The organism is Mesorhizobium sp. P2_C7, from assembly GCF_056404515.1.
Genome location: NZ_JBFUDW010000005.1, coordinates 141,588 through 161,293, shown reverse-complemented (window position 1 = coordinate 161,293; position 19,706 = coordinate 141,588). Strand labels below are relative to the sequence as shown.

Annotated in this window: 12 protein-coding genes; 4 read left to right on the top strand and 8 right to left on the bottom strand. The window is 63.5% G+C overall.

Annotated elements, in window-relative coordinates; translation table 11 throughout:
- Nucleotides 1-427 precede the first annotated feature (427 nt).
- Nucleotides 428-5,164, top strand: coding sequence for a glutamate synthase large subunit (gene gltB, locus AC1D2G_RS12595; protein ID WP_477414294.1), 4,737 nt, complete (start codon nucleotides 428-430; stop codon nucleotides 5,162-5,164).
- A 141-nt stretch (nucleotides 5,165-5,305) separates the two neighbouring features.
- Nucleotides 5,306-6,760, top strand: coding sequence for a glutamate synthase subunit beta (locus AC1D2G_RS12590; protein WP_477414292.1), 1,455 nt, complete (start codon nucleotides 5,306-5,308; stop codon nucleotides 6,758-6,760).
- A 95-nt stretch (nucleotides 6,761-6,855) separates the two neighbouring features.
- Here the strand turns inward: AC1D2G_RS12590 and AC1D2G_RS12585 are convergent, their stop codons facing one another.
- Together AC1D2G_RS12585 and AC1D2G_RS12580 are read right to left on the bottom strand one after the other, a co-directional pair.
- Nucleotides 6,856-8,091 carry an SGNH/GDSL hydrolase family protein gene (locus AC1D2G_RS12585; protein ID WP_477414290.1) on the bottom strand — a complete coding sequence of 412 codons (1,236 nt, stop codon included), beginning with the start codon at nucleotides 8,089-8,091 and terminating at the stop codon, nucleotides 6,856-6,858.
- Between the two features lie 126 nt (nucleotides 8,092-8,217).
- On the bottom strand, nucleotides 8,218-9,438 hold the full coding sequence (locus AC1D2G_RS12580) for a lytic murein transglycosylase (protein WP_477228003.1): 1,221 nt from the start codon (nucleotides 9,436-9,438) through the stop codon (nucleotides 8,218-8,220).
- A gap of 209 nt (nucleotides 9,439-9,647) precedes the next feature.
- Here AC1D2G_RS12580 and galU point away from each other — a divergent pair, with 209 nt between their 5' ends.
- Nucleotides 9,648-10,553, top strand: a complete 906-nt coding sequence (gene galU, locus AC1D2G_RS12575) for a UTP--glucose-1-phosphate uridylyltransferase GalU (RefSeq protein ID WP_477414288.1) — start codon at nucleotides 9,648-9,650, stop codon at nucleotides 10,551-10,553.
- Between the two features lie 157 nt (nucleotides 10,554-10,710).
- Here the strand turns inward: galU and AC1D2G_RS12570 are convergent, their stop codons facing one another.
- A complete protein-coding gene (locus AC1D2G_RS12570) occupies nucleotides 10,711-12,501 on the bottom strand; it encodes an outer membrane beta-barrel protein (protein ID WP_477414286.1) in 1,791 nt (596 codons plus the stop codon).
- Between the two features lie 229 nt (nucleotides 12,502-12,730).
- Between AC1D2G_RS12570 and AC1D2G_RS12565 the strand changes: the two genes are divergently transcribed.
- The gene (locus tag AC1D2G_RS12565; RefSeq protein WP_477414284.1) at nucleotides 12,731-13,732 is read left to right on the top strand and encodes a KpsF/GutQ family sugar-phosphate isomerase; all 1,002 of its coding nucleotides are present in this window, start codon (nucleotides 12,731-12,733) and stop codon (nucleotides 13,730-13,732) included.
- Between the two features lie 4 nt (nucleotides 13,733-13,736).
- On the opposite strand, the gene AC1D2G_RS12560 is transcribed toward AC1D2G_RS12565, so the two are convergent.
- The 5 genes from AC1D2G_RS12560 to AC1D2G_RS12540 all read right to left on the bottom strand — a co-directional run bounded on the left by AC1D2G_RS12560 (nucleotide 13,737) and on the right by AC1D2G_RS12540 (nucleotide 19,679).
- Nucleotides 13,737-14,201: an NfeD family protein gene (locus AC1D2G_RS12560; protein ID WP_457150797.1), complete on the bottom strand. Its 465-nt coding sequence runs from the start codon at nucleotides 14,199-14,201 to the stop codon at nucleotides 13,737-13,739.
- Nucleotides 14,202-14,214: 13 nt separating this feature from the next.
- On the bottom strand, nucleotides 14,215-15,165 hold the full coding sequence (locus tag AC1D2G_RS12555) for an SPFH domain-containing protein (RefSeq protein ID WP_477306579.1): 951 nt from the start codon (nucleotides 15,163-15,165) through the stop codon (nucleotides 14,215-14,217).
- Between the two features lie 118 nt (nucleotides 15,166-15,283).
- Nucleotides 15,284-16,498, bottom strand: coding sequence for an NAD(P)/FAD-dependent oxidoreductase (locus tag AC1D2G_RS12550; protein ID WP_477414282.1), 1,215 nt, complete (start codon nucleotides 16,496-16,498; stop codon nucleotides 15,284-15,286).
- 52 nt (nucleotides 16,499-16,550) lie between these two features.
- On the bottom strand, nucleotides 16,551-17,615 hold the full coding sequence (hemH, locus tag AC1D2G_RS12545; RefSeq protein ID WP_477414280.1) for a ferrochelatase: 1,065 nt from the start codon (nucleotides 17,613-17,615) through the stop codon (nucleotides 16,551-16,553).
- 138 nt (nucleotides 17,616-17,753) lie between these two features.
- Nucleotides 17,754-19,679, bottom strand: coding sequence for a 5'-nucleotidase C-terminal domain-containing protein (locus AC1D2G_RS12540; protein WP_477414278.1), 1,926 nt, complete (start codon nucleotides 19,677-19,679; stop codon nucleotides 17,754-17,756).
- Nucleotides 19,680-19,706: the final 27 nt, after the last annotated feature.

The window sequence follows — 19,706 nt, the reverse complement described above, 5'->3', positions numbered from 1 at the left end:
CTTTGGGGTTTCACGCGCAAGGGCCACGTGTCGGAAAAGCGGTAAAGCCAGCCGGATCCGAAAAGCGGCTGTGATCGAAGCTTACGTTTTTCCTCAACTTCACGTAATTTTATGTCGCTGGCGGCTCAAGTTTTTTGTGAATCGGTCTTGTGTGCGTCCAGGATTTCTGTCATAAAAATTTAGGACAGTAGTGCTGTCTTATTTTGTCGCACAAAACGAGCTGGATTGGCGTATCATTTGGGCCTCTCCGGCTGTTGCTGCGGGCGACAGGTTGGACAGCCAGACGCTGGCCTGTACGAATACGAACCATGCGGAAAGCCGCCTGGTTCGGCAAGGATTTCGCAAGACGTGCCGCAAGGATCAGGGTGAGCCAGGCGCTTGCCGGGGCAGACCAGCGCCCGAAGGGCTGGGAATGGAGGACCGAGAGATGACGGACATGACGCACTCTGCGACGAACGGCCAGGCCGCGCAGACGAAAGCGGCTACCGTCAAAACCGCGTCCCGAACCAACATAAGCCGAACCGACAACGGCTTTTCCGCCCAGGGCCTATACGATCCGCGCAACGAGCATGATGCCTGCGGCGTCGGCTTCATCGTCAACATGAAGGGCGTGAAGTCGCATCAGATCGTCGAGGACGGCCTTGCCGTGCTAGAAAACCTGACGCATCGCGGCGCTGTCGGCGCCGATCCGTTGGTCGGCGATGGCGCCGGCGTGCTGGTGCAGCTTCCCGACCGTTTCTTCCGCGAGGAGATGGCAGCCCAGGGCATCGAACTGCCGCCGGTAGGTCAGTACGGCGTCGGACACTGGTTCATGCCGCAGGACGCGGCACTTCGCGCCCATATCGAGGACATCATCGCCGAATCGGCGCAGTCCGAGGGGCTTCCGCTCATCGGTTTCCGCGACGTGCCCGTAGACAATTCGTCGCTGTCGAAGGCGCCGGACATCGTCGCGTCTGAGCCGTTCCATCGGCAGGTCTTCATCGGCCGCACATCAGACATCCCCGATGACGAGGAGTACGAGGCCAGACTCTATCTGCTGCGCAAGGTCATATCGGGCCGCATCTACGCCGAGAACGACAACAAGGACATTGGCTCCTACTGTGTGTCGCTGTCGGCGCGCACCATCGTCTACAAGGGCATGTTCCTGGCCTATCAGGTCGGTGCCTATTACAAGGACCTGACCGATCCGCGCTTCGAAACCGCGCTGATTCTTGTCCACCAGCGCTTCTCGACCAACACGTTCCCGTCGTGGAAGCTGGCGCACCCCTACCGCATGGTCGCCCACAATGGCGAGATCAATACGGTACGCGGCAACAACAACTGGATGGCGGCGCGACAGGCGTCGGTCGATTCCGAACTGTTCGGCAACAACATCTCGAAGCTGTGGCCGATTTCCTATGAAGGCCAGTCCGACACCGCCTGTTTCGACAATGCGCTCGAGTTCCTGTTCCAGGGCGGGTACAGCCTCAGCCACGCCATGATGATGCTGATCCCGGAAGCCTGGGCCGGCAACAAGCTCATGGATGCCGATCGCAAGGCGTTCTACGAATACCATGCCGCGCTGATGGAGCCGTGGGACGGACCGGCGGCGGTGGTCTTCACCGATGGCCGCCAGATCGGCGCCACGCTCGACCGCAACGGATTGCGCCCGGCGCGCTACATCGTCACCGACGATGACCGCGTCATCATGGCTTCGGAAGCCGGCGTGCTGCCGGTGCCGGAAGAGAAGATCGTCAAGAAGTGGCGGCTGCAGCCCGGCCGCATGCTGCTGATCGACCTGGAGAAGGGGCGCATCGTCTCCGACGAGGAGCTCAAGTCGGAGATCGCGACCAAGCATCCCTACAAGACCTGGCTCGCCAACACGCAGCTGATCCTCGAAGACCTGAAGCCGGTCGAACCGCGCGCGCTGCGCAAGGATGTCAGCCTGCTCGATCGCCAGCAGGCGTTCGGCTACTCCCAGGAAGACACCAAGCTGTTGATGTCGCCGATGGCGACGACGGGCCAGGAAGCCGTTGGTTCGATGGGCACCGATACGCCGATCTCGGCGATGTCGGACAAGTCGAAGCTGCTCTACACCTATTTCAAGCAGAACTTCGCCCAGGTCACCAACCCACCGATCGACCCGATCCGCGAGGAACTGGTGATGAGCCTGGTGTCCTTCATCGGGCCGCGGCCAAACATCTTCGACCTGGTCGGCAATTCGCGCCGCAAGCGGCTCGAGGTGCGCCAGCCGATCCTGACCAATGGCGATCTCGAAAAGATCCGCTCCATCGGTCACACCGAGGACCGCTTCGACACCAAGACGATCGACATCACCTACGGCTCGAATGAAGGGGCCGCGGGCATGCAGGGCGCCATCGACCGCCTGTGCGAGCGGGCTGAGGCGGCGGTCGCCGGCGGCTACAACATTATCATCCTGTCCGACCGCCAGGTCGGGCCGGATCGCATCGCCATCCCGGCGCTGCTGGCGACGGCCGCGGTGCATCACCACCTGATCCGCAAGGGGCTGCGCACCTCGGTCGGCCTCGTCGTCGAATCCGGCGAGCCGCGCGAAGTGCATCATTTTTGCTGCCTTGCCGGCTATGGCGCCGAAGCGATCAACCCTTACCTTGCCTTCGACACGCTGCTCGACATGCATAAGCGCGGCGAACTGCCGAAGGAGGTCGACGCCTACGAGGTCGTCACGCGCTACATCAAGTCGATCGGCAAGGGCATTCTCAAGGTGATGTCCAAGATGGGCATCTCGACCTACCAGTCCTATTGCGGCGCGCAGATTTTCGACGCCATCGGGCTAAAGACCGATTTCGTGCAGCAGTATTTCACCGGCACCGCGACGCTGATCGAAGGCGTCGGGCTGGACGAGATCGCGACCGAGACGCTCAGCCGCCACAATGACGGCTTCGGCAACGATCCGGTGCTGCGCAACAGCCTGGAAGTCGGCGGCGAATACATGTTCCGCATGCGCGGCGAGGCGCATATGTGGTCGCCCGACGCGGTCGCTACCCTGCAGCACGCCGTGCGCCAGGGCTCGTGGGAGACGTTTAAGGACTATTCCGCGCAGATCGACAGCGAGACGGCCCGAGCCCAGACCATTCGTGGCCTGTTCAGGATCAAGCTGGCCGAAGAAACCGGCCGCAAGAAGGTCGCGCTCGACGACGTCATGTCGGCGGCCGACATAGTCAAGCGGTTCTCGACCGGGGCGATGTCCTTCGGCTCGATCTCGCGCGAAGCGCACACCACGCTGGCGCGCGCCATGAACGCCATTGGCGGCAAGTCTAACACCGGCGAGGGCGGCGAAGAGGCGGACCGCTATCTGCCGTTGCCCGGCGGCGGCAAGAACCCGGAACGCTCGGCGATCAAGCAGATCGCCTCGGGCCGTTTCGGCGTGACGGCCGAATATCTCGTCAATTCCGACATGATGCAGATCAAGGTGGCGCAGGGCGCCAAGCCCGGCGAGGGCGGCCAGCTGCCCGGCCACAAGGTCGACGCGACCATCGCCAAGGTCCGGCACTCGACGCCGGGCGTCGGCCTGATCTCGCCGCCGCCGCATCACGACATCTATTCGATCGAGGACCTGGCGCAGCTGATTTACGATCTGAAGAACGTCAACCCGGCGGCCGACGTGTCGGTCAAGCTGGTCTCGGAAGTCGGCGTCGGCACGGTTGCGGCAGGCGTTGCCAAGGCGCGCGCCGACCACATCACCATCTCGGGTTATGATGGCGGCACTGGTGCCTCGCCGCTGACGTCGCTGAAGCATGCCGGCAGCCCGTGGGAAATGGGCCTTGCCGAGACGCACCAGACGCTGGTGCTGAACGGCTTGCGTTCGCGCGTGGCGCTGCAGGTCGATGGTGGCTTGCGCACCGGCCGCGACGTCATCGTCGGCGCGCTGCTCGGTGCCGACGAGTTCGGCTTCTCGACCGCGCCGCTGATCGCGGCCGGCTGCATCATGATGCGCAAGTGCCATCTCAACACCTGTCCGGTCGGCGTGGCGACGCAGGACCCGGTGTTGCGCAAGCGCTTCAAGGGCACGCCCGAGCATGTCATCAACTTCTTCTTCTACGTGGCGGAAGAGGTGAGGGCGCTGCTGGCCGAGATGGGTTACACCCATATCGACCAGATCATCGGCGACGCCGACCTGCTGGAGAAGCGCGACCTGATCGTCCACTGGAAAGCGCGCGGGCTCGATTTCTCGAAGATGTTCTTCAAGCCGGACGTGCCGCATGAAGCGGTGCATTGGACCGAGCGGCAGAAGCACCCGATCGATGACGTGCTCGACCGCAAGCTGATCGAACTGGCGAAGCCCGCGCTCGAAAGCAAGCAGCCGGTCAAAATCGAGGTCGACATCCGCAATGTCGACCGCTCGACCGGCGCCATGCTGTCGGGCGAAGTGGCCAAGCGCTTCAAGCATAAGGGCCTGCGTGAGGACACGATCTCGGTGAAGCTGACCGGCACCGCCGGCCAGTCCTTCGGCGCCTTCCTGGCGCGCGGCATCTCGTTCGATCTCGTCGGCGCCGGCAACGACTATGTCGGCAAGGGCCTGTCGGGCGGCCGTATCGTCATCCGGCCTCCGGAAGAGGCCAAGATCGTCGCGGCGGAGTCCATCATCGTCGGCAACACGGTGCTCTATGGCGCGACCGAGGGCGAGGCCTATTTCGCCGGCGTCGCCGGCGAGCGTTTCGCCGTGCGCAATTCGGGCGTGGCCGCCGTCGTCGAAGGCGTCGGCGACCATGGCTGCGAGTACATGACCGGCGGCATTGTCGTCGTCATCGGCAAGACCGGCCGCAACTTCGCCGCCGGCATGTCGGGCGGCGTCGCCTATGTGCTGGACGAGGCGGGCGATTTCGCCGAGCGCTGCAACATGGCGATGGTCGAGCTGGAACCGGTTCCGGAAGAAGACGACCTGATGGAAAGGCTGCTGCACCATGGCGGCGATCTCGACCACAAGGGTCGTGTCGACGTCTCCGGCGACATGACCAGCCATGACGAGGAGCGGCTCTACCAGCTGATCTCGAACCATGTGCACTACACCGGTTCGGTGCGCGGCCGCGAAATCCTCGACGACTGGACGACCTTCCGGCCGAAATTCCGCAAGATCATGCCGGTCGAATACCGCCGCGCACTGATCGAGATGGAACGCATGCGCATGGGCGTTGCGGCGGAATAGACTTTGCAGTTGCCGGGAGGCCCAGGTTTCCCGGCCCACTTTCATCGACAATTTGACCTCGAAGGCAAGGTTGCCATGGCTGCCTCAAGAGGTTAACGGGTGCGGCGAAAACCGCACCATCTGGACAGCAGGAACTGGACTATGGGCAAGGTAACAGGCTTTCTCGAAATCGACCGGCAGGTGCACAAGTACCAGCCGGCCTCCGACCGCATCCGGCATTTCCGCGAATTCACGCTGCCGATGTCGGACAAGGAGGTTGAGAAACAGGCCGCGCGCTGCATGGATTGCGGCATTCCGTTCTGCCACGGACCGACGGGCTGCCCGATCCATAACCAGATCCCGGACTGGAACGACCTCGTCTACAATGGCGACTGGGACAACGCGATCCGCAACCTGCATTCGACCAACAACTTCCCGGAGTTCACCGGTCGCATCTGCCCCGCGCCCTGCGAGGAAGCGTGCACGCTGAACCTCGAGGACATTCCCGTCGCCATCAAGACGGTCGAGCAGGCGATCGCCGACAAGGCCTATGAGACCGGTCATATCAGGCCCTATCCGCCGGAGAAGAAGACGGGAAAGCGCGTCGCCGTCATCGGTTCCGGCCCGGCCGGCATGGCGGCTGCCCAGCAGCTTGGCCGCGCCGGCCACGATGTCCATGTCTATGAGCGCGAAAGCCGGCCGGGCGGGCTGATGCGCTACGGCATTCCCGACTTCAAGATCGAGAAGCACTATATCGACCGGCGCATCGAGCAGATGCAGGGCGAGGGCGTGACCTTCCATTGCGGCGTCAATGTCGGTGTCGACAAGCCGGTTGCCGAGCTGCTCGCCGAACATGACGCCGTGCTCTATTGCGGCGGTTCCGAAACGCCGCGCGCGGCCGGCATCCCGGGCGACGATCTCGGCGGCGTGCATGATGCGATGCCCTATCTGGTACAGCAGAACAGGCGGGTCGGCGGCGAGCCGATCCAGTCGGTGGCCTGGCCGTCGCATCCGATCATCGCCGGCGGCCAGCATGTCGTCGTCGTCGGCGGCGGCGATACCGCGTCCGACTGCGTCGGCACCGCCTTCCGCCAAGGCGCCGTGCGCGTCACCCAACTCGACATCCGCCCGCAGCCGCCTGAGAAGGAAGACAAGCTGTCGGTCTGGCCCTACTGGGCGACCAAGATGCGCACCTCGTCCTCGCAGGCCGAAGGGGCGGAGCGCGAATTCCAGGTGGCGACGCTCGAGTTCATCGGCGAGGAGGGTCAACTGACCGGCGTCAAGTGCTGCGAGGTCGACGAGAAGCGCAAGCCGATCGCCGGCACCGAATTCGTCATCCGAGCAGATCTCGCCTTCATCGCCATCGGCTTTGCCGGCCCGGCCATCGCCGGCCTGGTGTCGGAATTGGACGGCCAGATGAAGATCGTCACCGACAGCCGCCGTTCCAGGAACGTCGAAGCCAATGATCGCGATTATAGGACCAGCGTCGACAGGCTCTATGCGGCGGGCGACGTGCGTCGCGGCCAGTCGCTGGTCGTCTGGGCGATCCGCGAGGGCCGCCAGGCGGCGCGTTCGATCGACGAGGCCTTGATGGGGTCGACCGTACTACCGAGCTGAGCCCGTTGGAAATTCTACTCCTGCGGCCATCTGAAGGCGTTTTCTGCGCTTCCGGTGCTCGCGGGAGCGAATTTCGAAACGGGCTCAGGGAGCTTCTAAGGGTTTATCGCCGTCGTCGTGCCGGGTGCGGCCACCGCCGCCGCAGGCTGCGGCCGGGGTGGCCAGGAGAAATCGTCGGCGCGGCCGGGCGAGGCTTCCGGGGCCTTGCCTTCGACCACCAGTTTTTCACCGGGCAGATCCTGATTGGGCTTTGGCTGCGGCGCCGCGCCCAGAAGTTCGGAGCCGCCGTCGAGTGCCGGATCGCTGAGCAGCATCGGCGCGGTGCGGTCGATGACGATGGGCGCGGCGGCCGGCCCAGGCGCCTCGACGGGCGCGCCCGCCGGTGCGGTCGCCGGGGTTACGCTTCCGGGGGCGGCGAGGCCGAGGATCTTCATCAGCGGCTTTTCGGTATAGAAGGCGAGCTTGCGCTTGCCGGCCTTCGAGACGTTGATGCCGTCATCGGCACGCAGCCGCACCGGCTGGCCGTTCATGTCTGGCCCGCTGGTGACGAAGGCGCCGTTCTCGTCGACGAAGCCGTCCCAGACGTCGACGAATTCGCCGCCATGGCTTTCGGTGGCCTGATGGTAGATGTCGTTGAACGCCAGCATGTCGGAGGTCATCTTCGGCACCCCGAAAGCCGGCATGCCAACCCAAAGGAAGGGCACCTTGGCGTCGGCGATGGCCTTGCCGAGCGCATCGGTGCGGCGCTCGTATTCCTTGGTCCAGTTCTCGGACCGGGGCTGCTCGCGCACATCCCCCACCTTCATCTGCTGACGGTCGTTGGAACCCAGCATGACGACGACGGCGGCCGGTTTTTCGGTCTCGATCAGCGCCTTGATCTGTTCGGGCCAGTTGTAGAAATCATCGCGCACGAAGCCGGACGAGCCATTGCTGCGAGCCACGATCCTGATGCCAGTGTTCTCGGCGAAGGCGGTGTCGAGGCCTTCGGCAAGCCCGGACGCCATGAAATCGCCGACCACCAGGACGGTACGGGCATCCGGGACTTTCTCGGCGATCGGCATTTGCGGCTCGGTCGGCGCACGCGGGACGCGGGGTTTGCGCGGCTTTGGCTTCGCCTTCTGGATGTTCAGCGGCGGCTCGATCCGCTCGCTGCGGCGTGGGAACAAAAGGTCGCGCAACGAATCGCGCAACGACCAGCCGCGGTATTGTTGCTCCTGCGCCATGGCCGGTGCATGGAAGGCGCCAGCCACGCCGACGGCGATAACGACGACGGCCAGAATCAGCACCGGCATGCGACGAACAAGCCCTGCGATGCGCGCAGCCGAAGCCAATCGTTTCCTCCATCCCGTGGTGCACTGCCTTGAAAAGTCGCGTCAACTTTCGAAGGTCATTGCACCAAACAGATTGCTACAGTGTCCTTTGCGCGTCCGAAAGGCCGCGCGGCACCGCAGGTGGCCCTATTTCTGCCTGAGCCACTTCAGCACTTCCATGCTCGGATAGCCGTCCTGGGCCAATCCGGCCTTGGCCTGGAAGGCCATGATGGCGGTTTTCGAGCCGTCGCCGATCTTGCCATCGAATTTGCCGTCGTAGAGCCCGTGCTGGGAAAGCCGCTTCTGCAGCTCCTGCCTTTCCTCGAAAGTGAGCTTGGTGAAAGGCCGCTTCCAGTCCTGCACGAGACCGCTGGAGCCGGCGATTTCGTCGGCGAGAAGACCGACGGCAAGCGCATATTTGTCGGCATTGTTGTAGGCCTTGATGACCGAGAAATTCTTGACCATCAGGAAGGCTGGCCCGCCGCGGCCGTCCGGCACTTTCAGCGTCGCCTTGTCGGAGCCGTTCTTGAACGGCTTGCCGTTGGCCCTGGCAACGCCGAGCGCCTGCCATTGCGACAGCGTCTTAGAACCGCCAGGAAGCTTGCCGGCCGGCAAGGTGACCTCATAGCCCCAGGTCTTGCCGGCCTGCCAGCCATTCTTCTTCAACAGGTTGGCCGCCGTCGCCAGCGCATCGGGGATCGAATTCCAGATGTCGCGCTTGCCGTTGCCGTCCATGTCGACGGCATAGTGCAGATAGCTGGTCGGGATGAACTGGGTGTGGCCCATGGCGCCGGCCCAGGATCCGCTCAGATGGCTTTCGTCGATATCGCCGGTCTGCAGGATCTTCAGCGCGGCGATCAACTGGGTGCGGGCGAATTTTGCCCGCTTCGGATCGGCATAGGCCAGGGTCGCCAGCGAGCGCACGACGTTGCGCATGATGTCGTCGCGCTTGAGGATTTCGCCATAGTTCGATTCCATCGACCAGATGGCGAGCAGGATGTAGCGGTCGACGCCGAACCTGGCCTCGATCCTGTCCAGCCATGGCTTCCACTTCTTGGCCATTTGCTGGCCGACGGCGACAGACTGGTCATGGACGCGGTTGTCGAAATAGTCCCAGGCAGGCGCGGTGAATTCAGGTTGCGTACGCGCCTTTTCCAGCACCACCGGGTCGATATCCCTGATGTCCCTGAAGGCCTGGTCGTAGAGGGCACCGGAAACGCCGCTCTGCACGGCTGTGGCGCGGAAGCCGGCGACCCACTGCCGGAAACCGGCATCGGCGAAAGCTGGGCCGGGCATCAGCAGGGCGAGCGAGAGGCTGGCTGCCGCGATGACGCTGGTAAAACGCTTTGCGGCACTGCGAACGGACATCTTTTCCCCTTTCTCTGTCTCAGGAAAGACCATTCATCGCCGAACCAGGTTAGGAATTAGTTTACCATAGGTACTGCCGGGAACGAAAAGACGCCTCAAAGCTTTACCGGGGAATGTTCCCCTCAGTTGCTCGGTAGTCCTCAATTCCGGCGTGAAAATGTCTTGAAACGGGGATTGCGGAGCAGGCCATCAAATGGATAATTGACAGTATGAAGAGAGTTCGCAAGGCAGTCTTCCCGGTCGCCGGTCTCGGCACACGGTTTCTCCCGGCCACCAAGGCCATCCCCAAGGAAATGCTGACGGTCGTCGACCGGCCAGTGATCCAATATGTGGTGGATGAGGCGCGCGAGGCCGGTATCGAGCATTTCATCTTCGTCACCGGCCGAAACAAGGCCGTCATCGAGGACCATTTCGACGTCCAGTTCGAGCTCTATGACACGCTGGCCCAGCGCGGCAAGGACGACCAGCTCGCCCGTCTGCAGCGCCTGCAGCCGGCGCCAGGGCAGACCAGCTTCACCCGCCAGCAGGTGCCGCTCGGCCTTGGCCATGCCGTCTGGTGCGCGCGCGAGCTGGTCGGCGACGAACCGTTCGCCCTTTTGTTGCCCGACATGATCATGCAGTCAGAACAGAGCTGCATGAAGGACATGGTCGAGCTCTACCAGGAAACCGGCAACAACATCATCGCGGTGCAGGAATGCGACCCGGCCCAAGCCCACAAATACGGCATCGTCGGCCGTGGCGAGGACACGCATCACGGCTTCCGCATCACCGAGATGGTGGAAAAGCCGAAGACCGGCACGGCGCCGTCCAATCTCTACATCAACGGCCGCTATATCCTGCAACCCGAGATCTTCACGATTCTCGAAGGCCAGGAAAAGGGCGCCGGCAACGAGATCCAACTCACCGACGCGATGCTGAAGCTGGAAAAGCAGCAGCCCTTCTATGGCTACCACTATCAGGGCCGTACCTTTGATTGCGGATCGCCGGAAGGCTTCGTCGAGGCCAACGTCGCCTTCGCGCTGTGGCGCAGCGACATGAACGAGAACATGGCCGGCGTCATCCGCACGCTTCTCGACGAGCTGAAGCCATCAGAGCGTCGCGGCGCCGCCTTCTAAGGTTATGTCGATATTCAGGTGAGGCCGGCCTGCGAGCGACGGTTTCCTGCGCTTCCGGTGCTGACGTACCCAACGTACGCTCCGCTCCGGTTCTCGGAGTCTATCGCTCTCGACTCGGCCTGACCTGAATCTCGACATACCCTTCTTGGCGCGGTGCTCAGCGCTGCACTTTCACGCCGAGGAATATGCTGTTTGCGGTGTAGTCGCGGCCCGGCATGTTGCTGGTCAGCTTTTCGGTCCTCACCCGGGTGGTGAGGCCGGCATAGCGGTTCAGCCACCATGTCAGGCCGGCCTCGGCGCTCAGGGTCCTGTCATGGCCGTCGACGCCGATATAATCGCGCCAATCAAGGCCCAGAGCCGCATTTCCGGTGAGGTTGGCGCGGATCTGCCGCTCGCCCGTCAAGCGGCCTGAATAAAGGATATCGCCGCTTTGCCCGGCGATGGTCGTGGGCTCGACGGTGGTCACGCCGGTCAGGCCGATCGTGGTGCCGCGTTCCGGCGACCATTTGAGGTCGGCGTTGACGGTCGCCCCCGAAATCGCTTCGAGCCGATCGTCGTCGATCGCCTCCCGCAGCCAGCCGGCCGAGAATTCGCCCGACAGCTTCTCGCCCATGTCGAGCTCAAGGCCGGCGCGGCCTCCGAGGCCCGTCGAGGAGCGCTCGAAGCCATCGGTGTCGATGCGTTGATCATAGGTCCGGCGACCGACCTCGATTTCGGTGAAGGGGGTGAGTGCCGGAGAAATCTCGTAGCCGGTGCGCAGGGTTGCCGTATAGAGCGTGGAGTCGCGGTCCTTCTGCGACAACGAGGTGCCGTCCGAAAGCTCGGCGTCGCCATAGAAATCGTGCGTCACCGCACCGGTCAACGCATAGCGCATCTTGCCAACGTCCTTCTCGATGCCGAGGCTGCCGTCCACGGTCTGCCGCAGCGGCTGCGTGTTGACGCCAGCAATGGCGTCCGGCGAGGAGGCCGATTCTGGCACAGCCTCGTAGCCGAGCTTGGCGATGGCGCGCAGCTCGTTGTCGAGGTCGACGTTGAGCTGGCCTTCTATGCGGCCCTGCTCATCATGAACCGAATAGCCCGACACGGTCTCGCGGAAAAGGCCGTAGCCGTCGATCGTCGCCGAGTTCTCGCGCCAGTCGGAGGCGGCGGAAAAGCGCAGCGCCGTCTCGGACAGCAGCGCCGACGTGCCGGCACTGCTCGCATCGCCGTTCGAGGTGGCGGTCAGGCCCTGTTCGATCGTCGGCCGAATGACGAAAGAGCCCCATTTGACGCCGGTGGCGGCAAACGGATCGTCCTCGGCCTTCTTGTCCTGGCCTTCGATGGAGGCGGTGCGTTCGGCGCCGCGGTCAAGCTCTTGCCTGTCGACGCTGTCGATGGTGACGGCGCGGCGGTTGGCCGCCTCCTGATCCGTTTCGGTGGTGTCGTCGTCCGTCGTAGAGGTGGTGGCGCCCGTGGTCGTGGCGTCCGTGGCCGCGGTCGTCGACTTTTTCTTCCTCGACTTGCCGGTCGCCTTGTCCTTGGCCGGATCCGCTGCATTTTGGCTGGCGGTTGATGGTCGGCGGCGAGGCTTTGGCGGTGCCGCGGCATCGGCGGAGGTATCGTCGGTGGCCGAAGGCGGATCGAACACGCTGCCGGTCGCGGTCGCGGCGCCGGCGTCCGTGTCATCAGGCACCGCGCCGGCGCTGGCCGGCAGGTAGGTTCGTGCCGGCGCATTGTCCTGCGCCGCGTTGACCGGCGCCTGCTGGCCTTGGGCTGCCAGAGCCAGCTGTCTCGCCTTGCGCTGCTGGTCGGACAGGATCGCCGTTTCGGAAACCTCGCCGCGCAGCTCCGTTTCCTGGGCATGGAGCGCCGTCGGGCGCGGCAAGGCAAGCATGCTGGTCGCCAGCAGCAAGGCGCAGGCAGCCTTGCCCTTTCGTCCTCCTGATTTTTCTGGCTGGCCCCCGGACATCGTCACCACTGCTTGCGCGGCGCACGCGCGCCATACTTACCGAACCGTAAATGGGGATGGTTAACGGAGGGTTGAGGCTGGAGGTCGTCAGCGGCCTCAAGTACCGATTTCCAAAGGGTTTCACGCGGCGTGCGTTAAGCCTTTTGCTTGCGTGCTTGTCACTGTCCCTAGCCATCGTGGGGTCATTTCTGTTGGACAGGCAGGCGGCAACGCGCTAATCGCATCAGCCATGCATGCGGGATCCCTGAATAAGAAGCCTTTGGACAGGCAAGCCTCGATCGCTTCGGCACTGAGAACGGTGGCAACGGAGCAGGCTGGTGTCGCGGCCCTTGCCGAGGCACTCGAGAACGGACTGGCTGGGCCTTTCGCCCAGGCCGTCGAGATGATCTCGAAGATCGAGGGTCGGCTGATCGTCACCGGCGTCGGCAAAAGCGGCCATATCGGTTCGAAGATCGCGGCGACGCTGGCCTCGACCGGCACACCGGCCTTTTTCGTCCATCCCGCCGAAGCCAATCACGGCGATCTCGGTATGATTGCCAGGGACGATGCCATCATCGCCATGTCGTGGTCGGGTGAAAGCAGGGAACTGATGGGCATTGTCGCCTATTCCAGGCGCTTCTCCATTCCGCTTATCGCCATCACCGCCGGAGAGACATCGGCGCTCGCGCGGGCCGCGGACGTCGTGCTGCTGCTGCCCCGCGCGCCTGAGGCCTGTCCACACGGCCTGGCACCGACGACCTCGACGCTGCTGCAACTGGTGATGGGCGATGCGCTGGCGATCGCCCTGCTCGAAGCACGCGGCTTCACGCCGGACCATTTCCGTACTTTCCATCCTGGTGGCCAGCTCGGCGCCAACCTGACGCAGATCCGCGAGATCATGCATGTCGGCGACAGGCTGCCGCTGGTGGTCACGGGCACCGGCATGCAGGACGCGATCCTGGAACTGTCGCGCAAGGGATTTGGCTGCGTGGCGATCACCGACGCCGACGGCGCGCTGGCCGGCATCATCACCGACGGTGACATAAGGCGTCACATCGGCAGCAATCTGCTGGCGATGACGGTGGATGAGGTGATGACAAAAGGACCGAAGACGGCGTCGCCGGACACGTTGGTGGCAACTGCGCTGCAGACGATCAACAATTCTTCCATCACCAGTCTGATGGTAGTGGAAGGCAGACGGCCGGTGGGCCTCATCCACTTGCACGATCTCCTGCGTATCGGCGCAGCCTAAGCGTTCAGACCCGCTCGACGGTCAGTTCCAGATCCGTGTCGGCCGCAGCCGTCACCCGCACCTGCGTGCCTGCCGGCAGGTCCGGGCCGGAGACACGCCACAGCGTATCGCCCAGCTTGATGCGGCCACGCCCGTCCCGGATCGGTTCGGCAAGCGTTGCCATCTTGCCGACCATCTGCGCGCCGCGCCGGTTGAGCAGCGGCTGGTCGGTCGGATCATCGTGACCACCGACCAGCTTCTTGCCGACATAGGCCGAGACCAGCGACAGCGCCAGGAAGGCGAGGACCTGGACTTGCCAGGTCCAGAAACCGGCATCCCAGATCAACAGCGATACCGCGCCGATGATCAGGGCGGCGATGCCGATCCACAGCATGAAGATGCCTGGCGCGATGATTTCCATCACCAGCAGGACGAAGCCCAGAACCATCCAGTTCCACGGGCCGAGTTCGGAAATGATGCGGTCCAACATGGGAGTATGCCCCTCAGTTCTCGCTTGGGCGAACCACCGGCGGGCGTGCGGCCTGCCTTTGCGCGCCGGCCGTGCCATCGCTGCGGAAGACTTCCTTGGCGATCTCGCCGATACCGCCAAGCGTGCCGATCAGCGACGAGGCTTCCATCGGCATCAGCACGATCTTGCTGTTGGTGGCCGTGCCGATCTTGCCAAGCGCTTCGGTGTATTTCAGCGCCACGAAGTAGTTCAGCGCCTGCACGTCGCCCTTCGAGATTGCTTCCGACACCACTTGCGTGGCGCGCGCTTCGGCTTCGGCTGAGCGCTCGCGCGCCTCGGCGTCGCGGAAGGCGGCTTCCTTGCGGCCCTCGGCCTCGAGTATCTGCGACTGCTTGAGGCCTTCGGCGGCGAGGATCTGCGCGCGCTTGTTGCGCTCGGCCGTCATCTGGCGGCCCATCGATTCGATAAGATTGGCCGGCGGGTTGATGTCCTTGATCTCGACGCGGGTGATCTTGATGCCCCACGGATGCGCGGCTTCGTCGACGACGCGCAGCAAGCGCTCGTTGATGGCGTCGCGGTTCGACAGCAGCTCGTCAAGGTCCATCGAACCCATCACGGTACGGATGTTGGTCATTGTCAGGTTGAGGATGGCGTTCTGCAGTCCGGCAACCTGGTAGGCGGCCTGCGCCGCATTGAGGATTTGGTAGAAGGCGATGCCGTCGACCCCGACGATGGCGTTGTCGCGGGTGATGATTTCCTGGCTCGGAACGTCGAGCACCTGCTCCATCATGTTCATCTTGGCGCCGATGCGGTCGACGAAAGGCGTAATGAGATTGAGGCCTGGACTCAGTGTCTTGGTGTAACGGCCAAAACGTTCGACCGTATAGTTATAGCCTTGCGGAATTGTCTTGATGCCTTTGAACAGCACCAGCACGACAAGCGCGACCAGAACAATGACCGCAATATCGAAACCACTGAAATCCATTTGGCTCTCCCTCAGAGGCAGGCCGCGAAAGCCATTCTCGCGCAGCCGGCTTCACCAAAGACTTAAGTGTGTTTCAGGAGCGTTACAATCAGGTGATGATGGATTGTTTGTGGGTCTGCTATCGACGGTTGAAGGCAAACAACTCTGCATCCGTGTCGCTCTGCCCGTTGATCGAAGCCGAGACTATCTCGGAAGCGATCTGCGAGAAGGTGATGCCGTTGCCGCCGTAACCCATGACGGCGTGGATGCGAGGGTGCCTGGGAATGGCGCCGATATAGGGCAGGCCGGTGGTCGTGGTGCCGAACGAACCGGTCCAAGCGAATTCCGGCCTGACGTCGAGATGCGGGAACAGGCGGCCAAGTTTTTCGGCGATGCTTGCACTCTTGTCGGCGATCAACTCGTCGCGCCGCGTCTCATCGACGAAATCCTCGTCCTCGCCGCCGCAGACGACCCTGCCATCGGCCGTCGCGCGCATGTAAAGGTACGGGTCCGACGCCTCCCAGATGAACGCTGCGCGCGGCCAGATCTTTCGCGGTTGCGGGCGTGTCGCGATCGCCCATGTCGAGATGATCCGGTGGGCCGCCGCCGGCACGATGTCGACGAGTTCGTAGCCGGTGGCCAGAACAACATGCCGTGCCGTGATGGTGGGCCCATCCCTGGTTGCCACGACCACCTCGTCGGCACTGTCCTCGATCGCCGTCGCTTCGACGGGAGCATAGAAGCGCGCCTTGCGCTGCGAGGCCTTCAGCAGCAGCCCGGCTGTCAGCTTGCGCGGATCAAGCGCGATGTTGCCGTGGCTGAGGATGGCGGCTTCGCGGTCGATGCCGAATTTCTCCTCCAGCGGTGCCGCCGTGAGATAGGTCGCGGCGATGCCTGCCTGTCTTCGTGCCTCCGCCTCGTCCCGGAGTTCCGACGGGCCGAGTAGAGTGCCCGCCAGATAGAGCGACGGGTTGCGGCCCGGGCTGCAGTTGATGTCGAGTTCGGCAATGCGGGCAGCGAGGTTGGAAACGGCGAGCCGCGAGCGCCGCCAGGCCTGCTCCGCCGAGGTCTTGCCGATCATCTTCGACAGCATCGAAAGCGGCTGGTCGATTTCGAACTGTACGAGAGCCGTGGTCGCGGACGTCGAGCCTTTCAGCGGGCCGCGCCGGTCGATGCAGATTACCGCATGGCCGTGCGCCGTCAGCGCCTCGGCCGTCATGGCGCCGCTGATGCCCATGCCGACGATCAGCACGTCAGCCTTGGCGTCACGGGTCAGCGCGGCCGTCGGGATAGCAGGCGCCCGGTAGGCGGACCAGACGGGCCGGCCGCTTCTGAGGTCAAGTTTGCGAGGCATCAAATTCTCCGGAGGTTCTGCTCAACGCCCCGGAGCTTGTGTTGTTCCGGTGTCAGACCCAGCCGGACAATTCGCGCCGCACCATCGCCTCGATCACCGCCATCCCCTCGGCGCTGTCGTTGAGGCAAGGAATGTGGGCGAAGTTCTTGCCGCCGGCGTGATGGAAGGTCTCGGCCGCCTCGCGGCCGATCTCGTCCAGCGTCTCGATGCAGTCGACCGAAAAGCCCGGATTGACGATGGCGATTGACTTCACCCCGTCCCTGGCCAGTTTCTTCACGGTCTTGTCGGTATAGGGCTGCAGCCATTCCTGCGCGCCGAAGCGCGACTGGAAGGTGATGATCAGTTTGTTGTCATCCCAGCCGAGCCGTTCGCGCAACAGCCGCGTCGTCTTCTGGCAGTGGCAATGATAAGGGTCGCCTTTCTCGAAATAGGGTTTTGGGATGCCGTGAAAGGAGGCAATGACAACCTCCGGTTCGAAATCCACCGTGGCCAGATGCCGCTCGATCGAACGCGCCAGCGCTTCGATATAGACCGGTTCATCGTAGTACGGCGGCACGCTGCGGATGGCCGGTGCGCGGCGCATCTTCATCAGGGCACGAAACAGCTGGTCGTTGGCGGTGGCGGTGGTGGTCGCCGAATACTGCGGATAGAGCGGGAATGAAAGAATGCGGTCGCAGCCCTTTTCGACCAGCCCCTGGGCGACGCTCGCGGTCGAAGGGTTGCCGTAGCGCATCGCCCAGTCGACGACGACATCAGGCAGGTCGCGCAACGCCTCGGCCAGCTTTTCGCCCTGGGCACGGGTGTAGGTGCGCAAGGGCGACTCGTTCCTCTCCCGGTTCCAGATACGGGCGTAGTTGGCGCCCGACGCCTTCGGCCGCCTGGTGAGCACCAGCCCGTAGAGGATCGGGTACCAGATCGCCTTGTTGAGCTCGATGACGCGTGGATCGGACAGGAATTCCCGCAGATAGCGCCACATCGGCTTGAAATCGGTGCCGTCCGGCGTGCCGAGATTTACCAGCATGACACCGATCTTGCCAGCCTTGACCGACGGATGCCCGGCGGGCAACGGGCCGCCGGCCTTCGCGGCTTTGGGATCGGCAGGGTTGGATAGGGTCATACATGGTCTCCGGATACGGCGCGAAACTAGCGATGCCACGCCAGTTTTCAATGCAGCGTCTGGCCGCACCTTAGCAGGCAACGAAAAAGCCCGCCCGGCTTCCCGGGCGGGCGCGTCGTTGAAAGAGGCGCAGCGACCTTACTTTGGCGGGATGGTCAGGGTTGCGCCAAGCGCAAGCCGATGAGGCCTTTGGCCCTTGTTGGCCTCATAGATCAGGTTCCATTTGGTCGCGTCGCCGTAGGCCTTCTTTGCCAGATCCCAATAGGTGTCGCCGGCAACGATGACATGGCTGCTTTCGGCCGGCGCGGCCTCTGCCGGCTTTGCCGGTTCGGCGGGGGCGGGCGCCGGTGCCGCTTCCGCAGGCTTGGCCGGTTCCGCGGCCGGTGCGGCCTCAGCGGGCTTTGCTGCTTCGGCAGGCTTGGCCGGCTCGGCCGCCGGCGCCGCCGCGACGGTCGCGGCGATCTCCGTGATGCGGCCATCGAGCTTTGGCGTGTAGGGCCGGTGCGCGCCGAGATAGTCGGCAACCACCTGTTCGAGGCCCGGACCGTAGTCATAGGCGTTCTTGGCCTTGTCGGCGAAGATCTTGTAGCCGTCGCCACCCTGGCGGACATAGTTGTTGGTGGCGACCAGATAGTCCTTGTCCGGATTGATCGGCGTCCAGGCGCCGCCTTCCATGACTTCGACCGATTTGACGCGACCGGCATTGGGCGCAACCGACTTGTCAAAGGAATATTTCAGGCCGGCGACCTGCGGGAAGCGGCCGGCGCCGTCCTCGATCTGGCTGAGGCCGTTCTCGAGGCCGGCCACCAGGTCCTTGCCGGAAATCTGGAAGGTTGCCAGCGTGTTCTGGAACGGCAGCACGGTCAGCACCTCGCCCATGGTGACGGTGCCTTTGTCGATCGAGGCACGCAGGCCGCCGCCATTGGAGATGACGATCTCGACGCCCTGTCCCTTGACGCGGTCGAGGATGGCGTCGGAGACGAGGTTGCCCATCGCGCATTCACGGGTACGGCAGTTTTCGCGGCTGCCGTCGATGACGTCGGTGGTCTCGGCCACTTCCTTGTTTTTCAACGCCTCGATCGGCGCGCCAAGCTCCTTGATGCGGGCGAGCACAGCCGGGTCGGGAGTGACCGACTTGTCGAGAAAGATCGGGTCGCCGCTGGCCGATTTGACGACGCCGTTGTCGTCGAACACCACCTTGAATTCGCCGAGATATTTGGAATAGGACGCCGCCTGCACGACCGGCACCTTGTAGCCGTCGGGATTGTCGACCATCGTCGGGTAGGGGCCCTCCGCCTTCGGGTCGGTGTTCGACAGCAGCGAGTGGCTGTGGCCGCCGACGACCACGTCGATGCCCGGGATCTTGGCGATGACGTCGCGCTCGCGCTTGTAGCCGATATGGGTCACGGCGATGATCTTGTTGACGCCTTCGCCCTTCAGCTTCTCGACCTCGGCGGTAATCGACTTGACGTCGTCCTCGATGGTGATGTTGGGGCCGGGGGAAGCGAGTTCCGGGGTGTCATTGGTCACCGCGCCGATGATGCCGATCTTCTGGCCACCGACCTCGACGACAATCGACGGCTTGACGCGGTCGCCGAGCTTGGATTGCGCGTTGGCCTTCACATTGGCGCCGAGCACCGGGAACTTGATCATGTCGAGGAACGGCGCCAACGCCGTCTCGCCATCGTCGAATTCATGGTTGCCGAGCGCCATGGCGTCGAACTTCATCTCGTTGAGGAATTCGCCTTCGACCTTGCCTTTGTAGGTCGTGTAGAACAGCGATCCCTGGAAATTGTCGCCGGCGCTGAGCAGCAGCACGTTCTGGCCTTCCAGCTTCTTGCGTTCCTGGGCGATCGCGGTGATCAGCCGGCCCGCGCCGCCAATGCACTCGCCCTTGGTCTCCTCATCGGCCGAGCAGGTCGATTCATATTTGTTGTTGCCTTCGATGCGGCTGTGCCAGTCGTTGATGTGCAGGATGTTCAACGTGTAGTCGGCAAAGGATGCGCCGGACGACAGGGCGAGCGTCGAGGCGGAGAGGGCGGCAATGGCAGCAAATTTCTTCATCTTCGTCTCCCGGAAGGCTGATCAAAG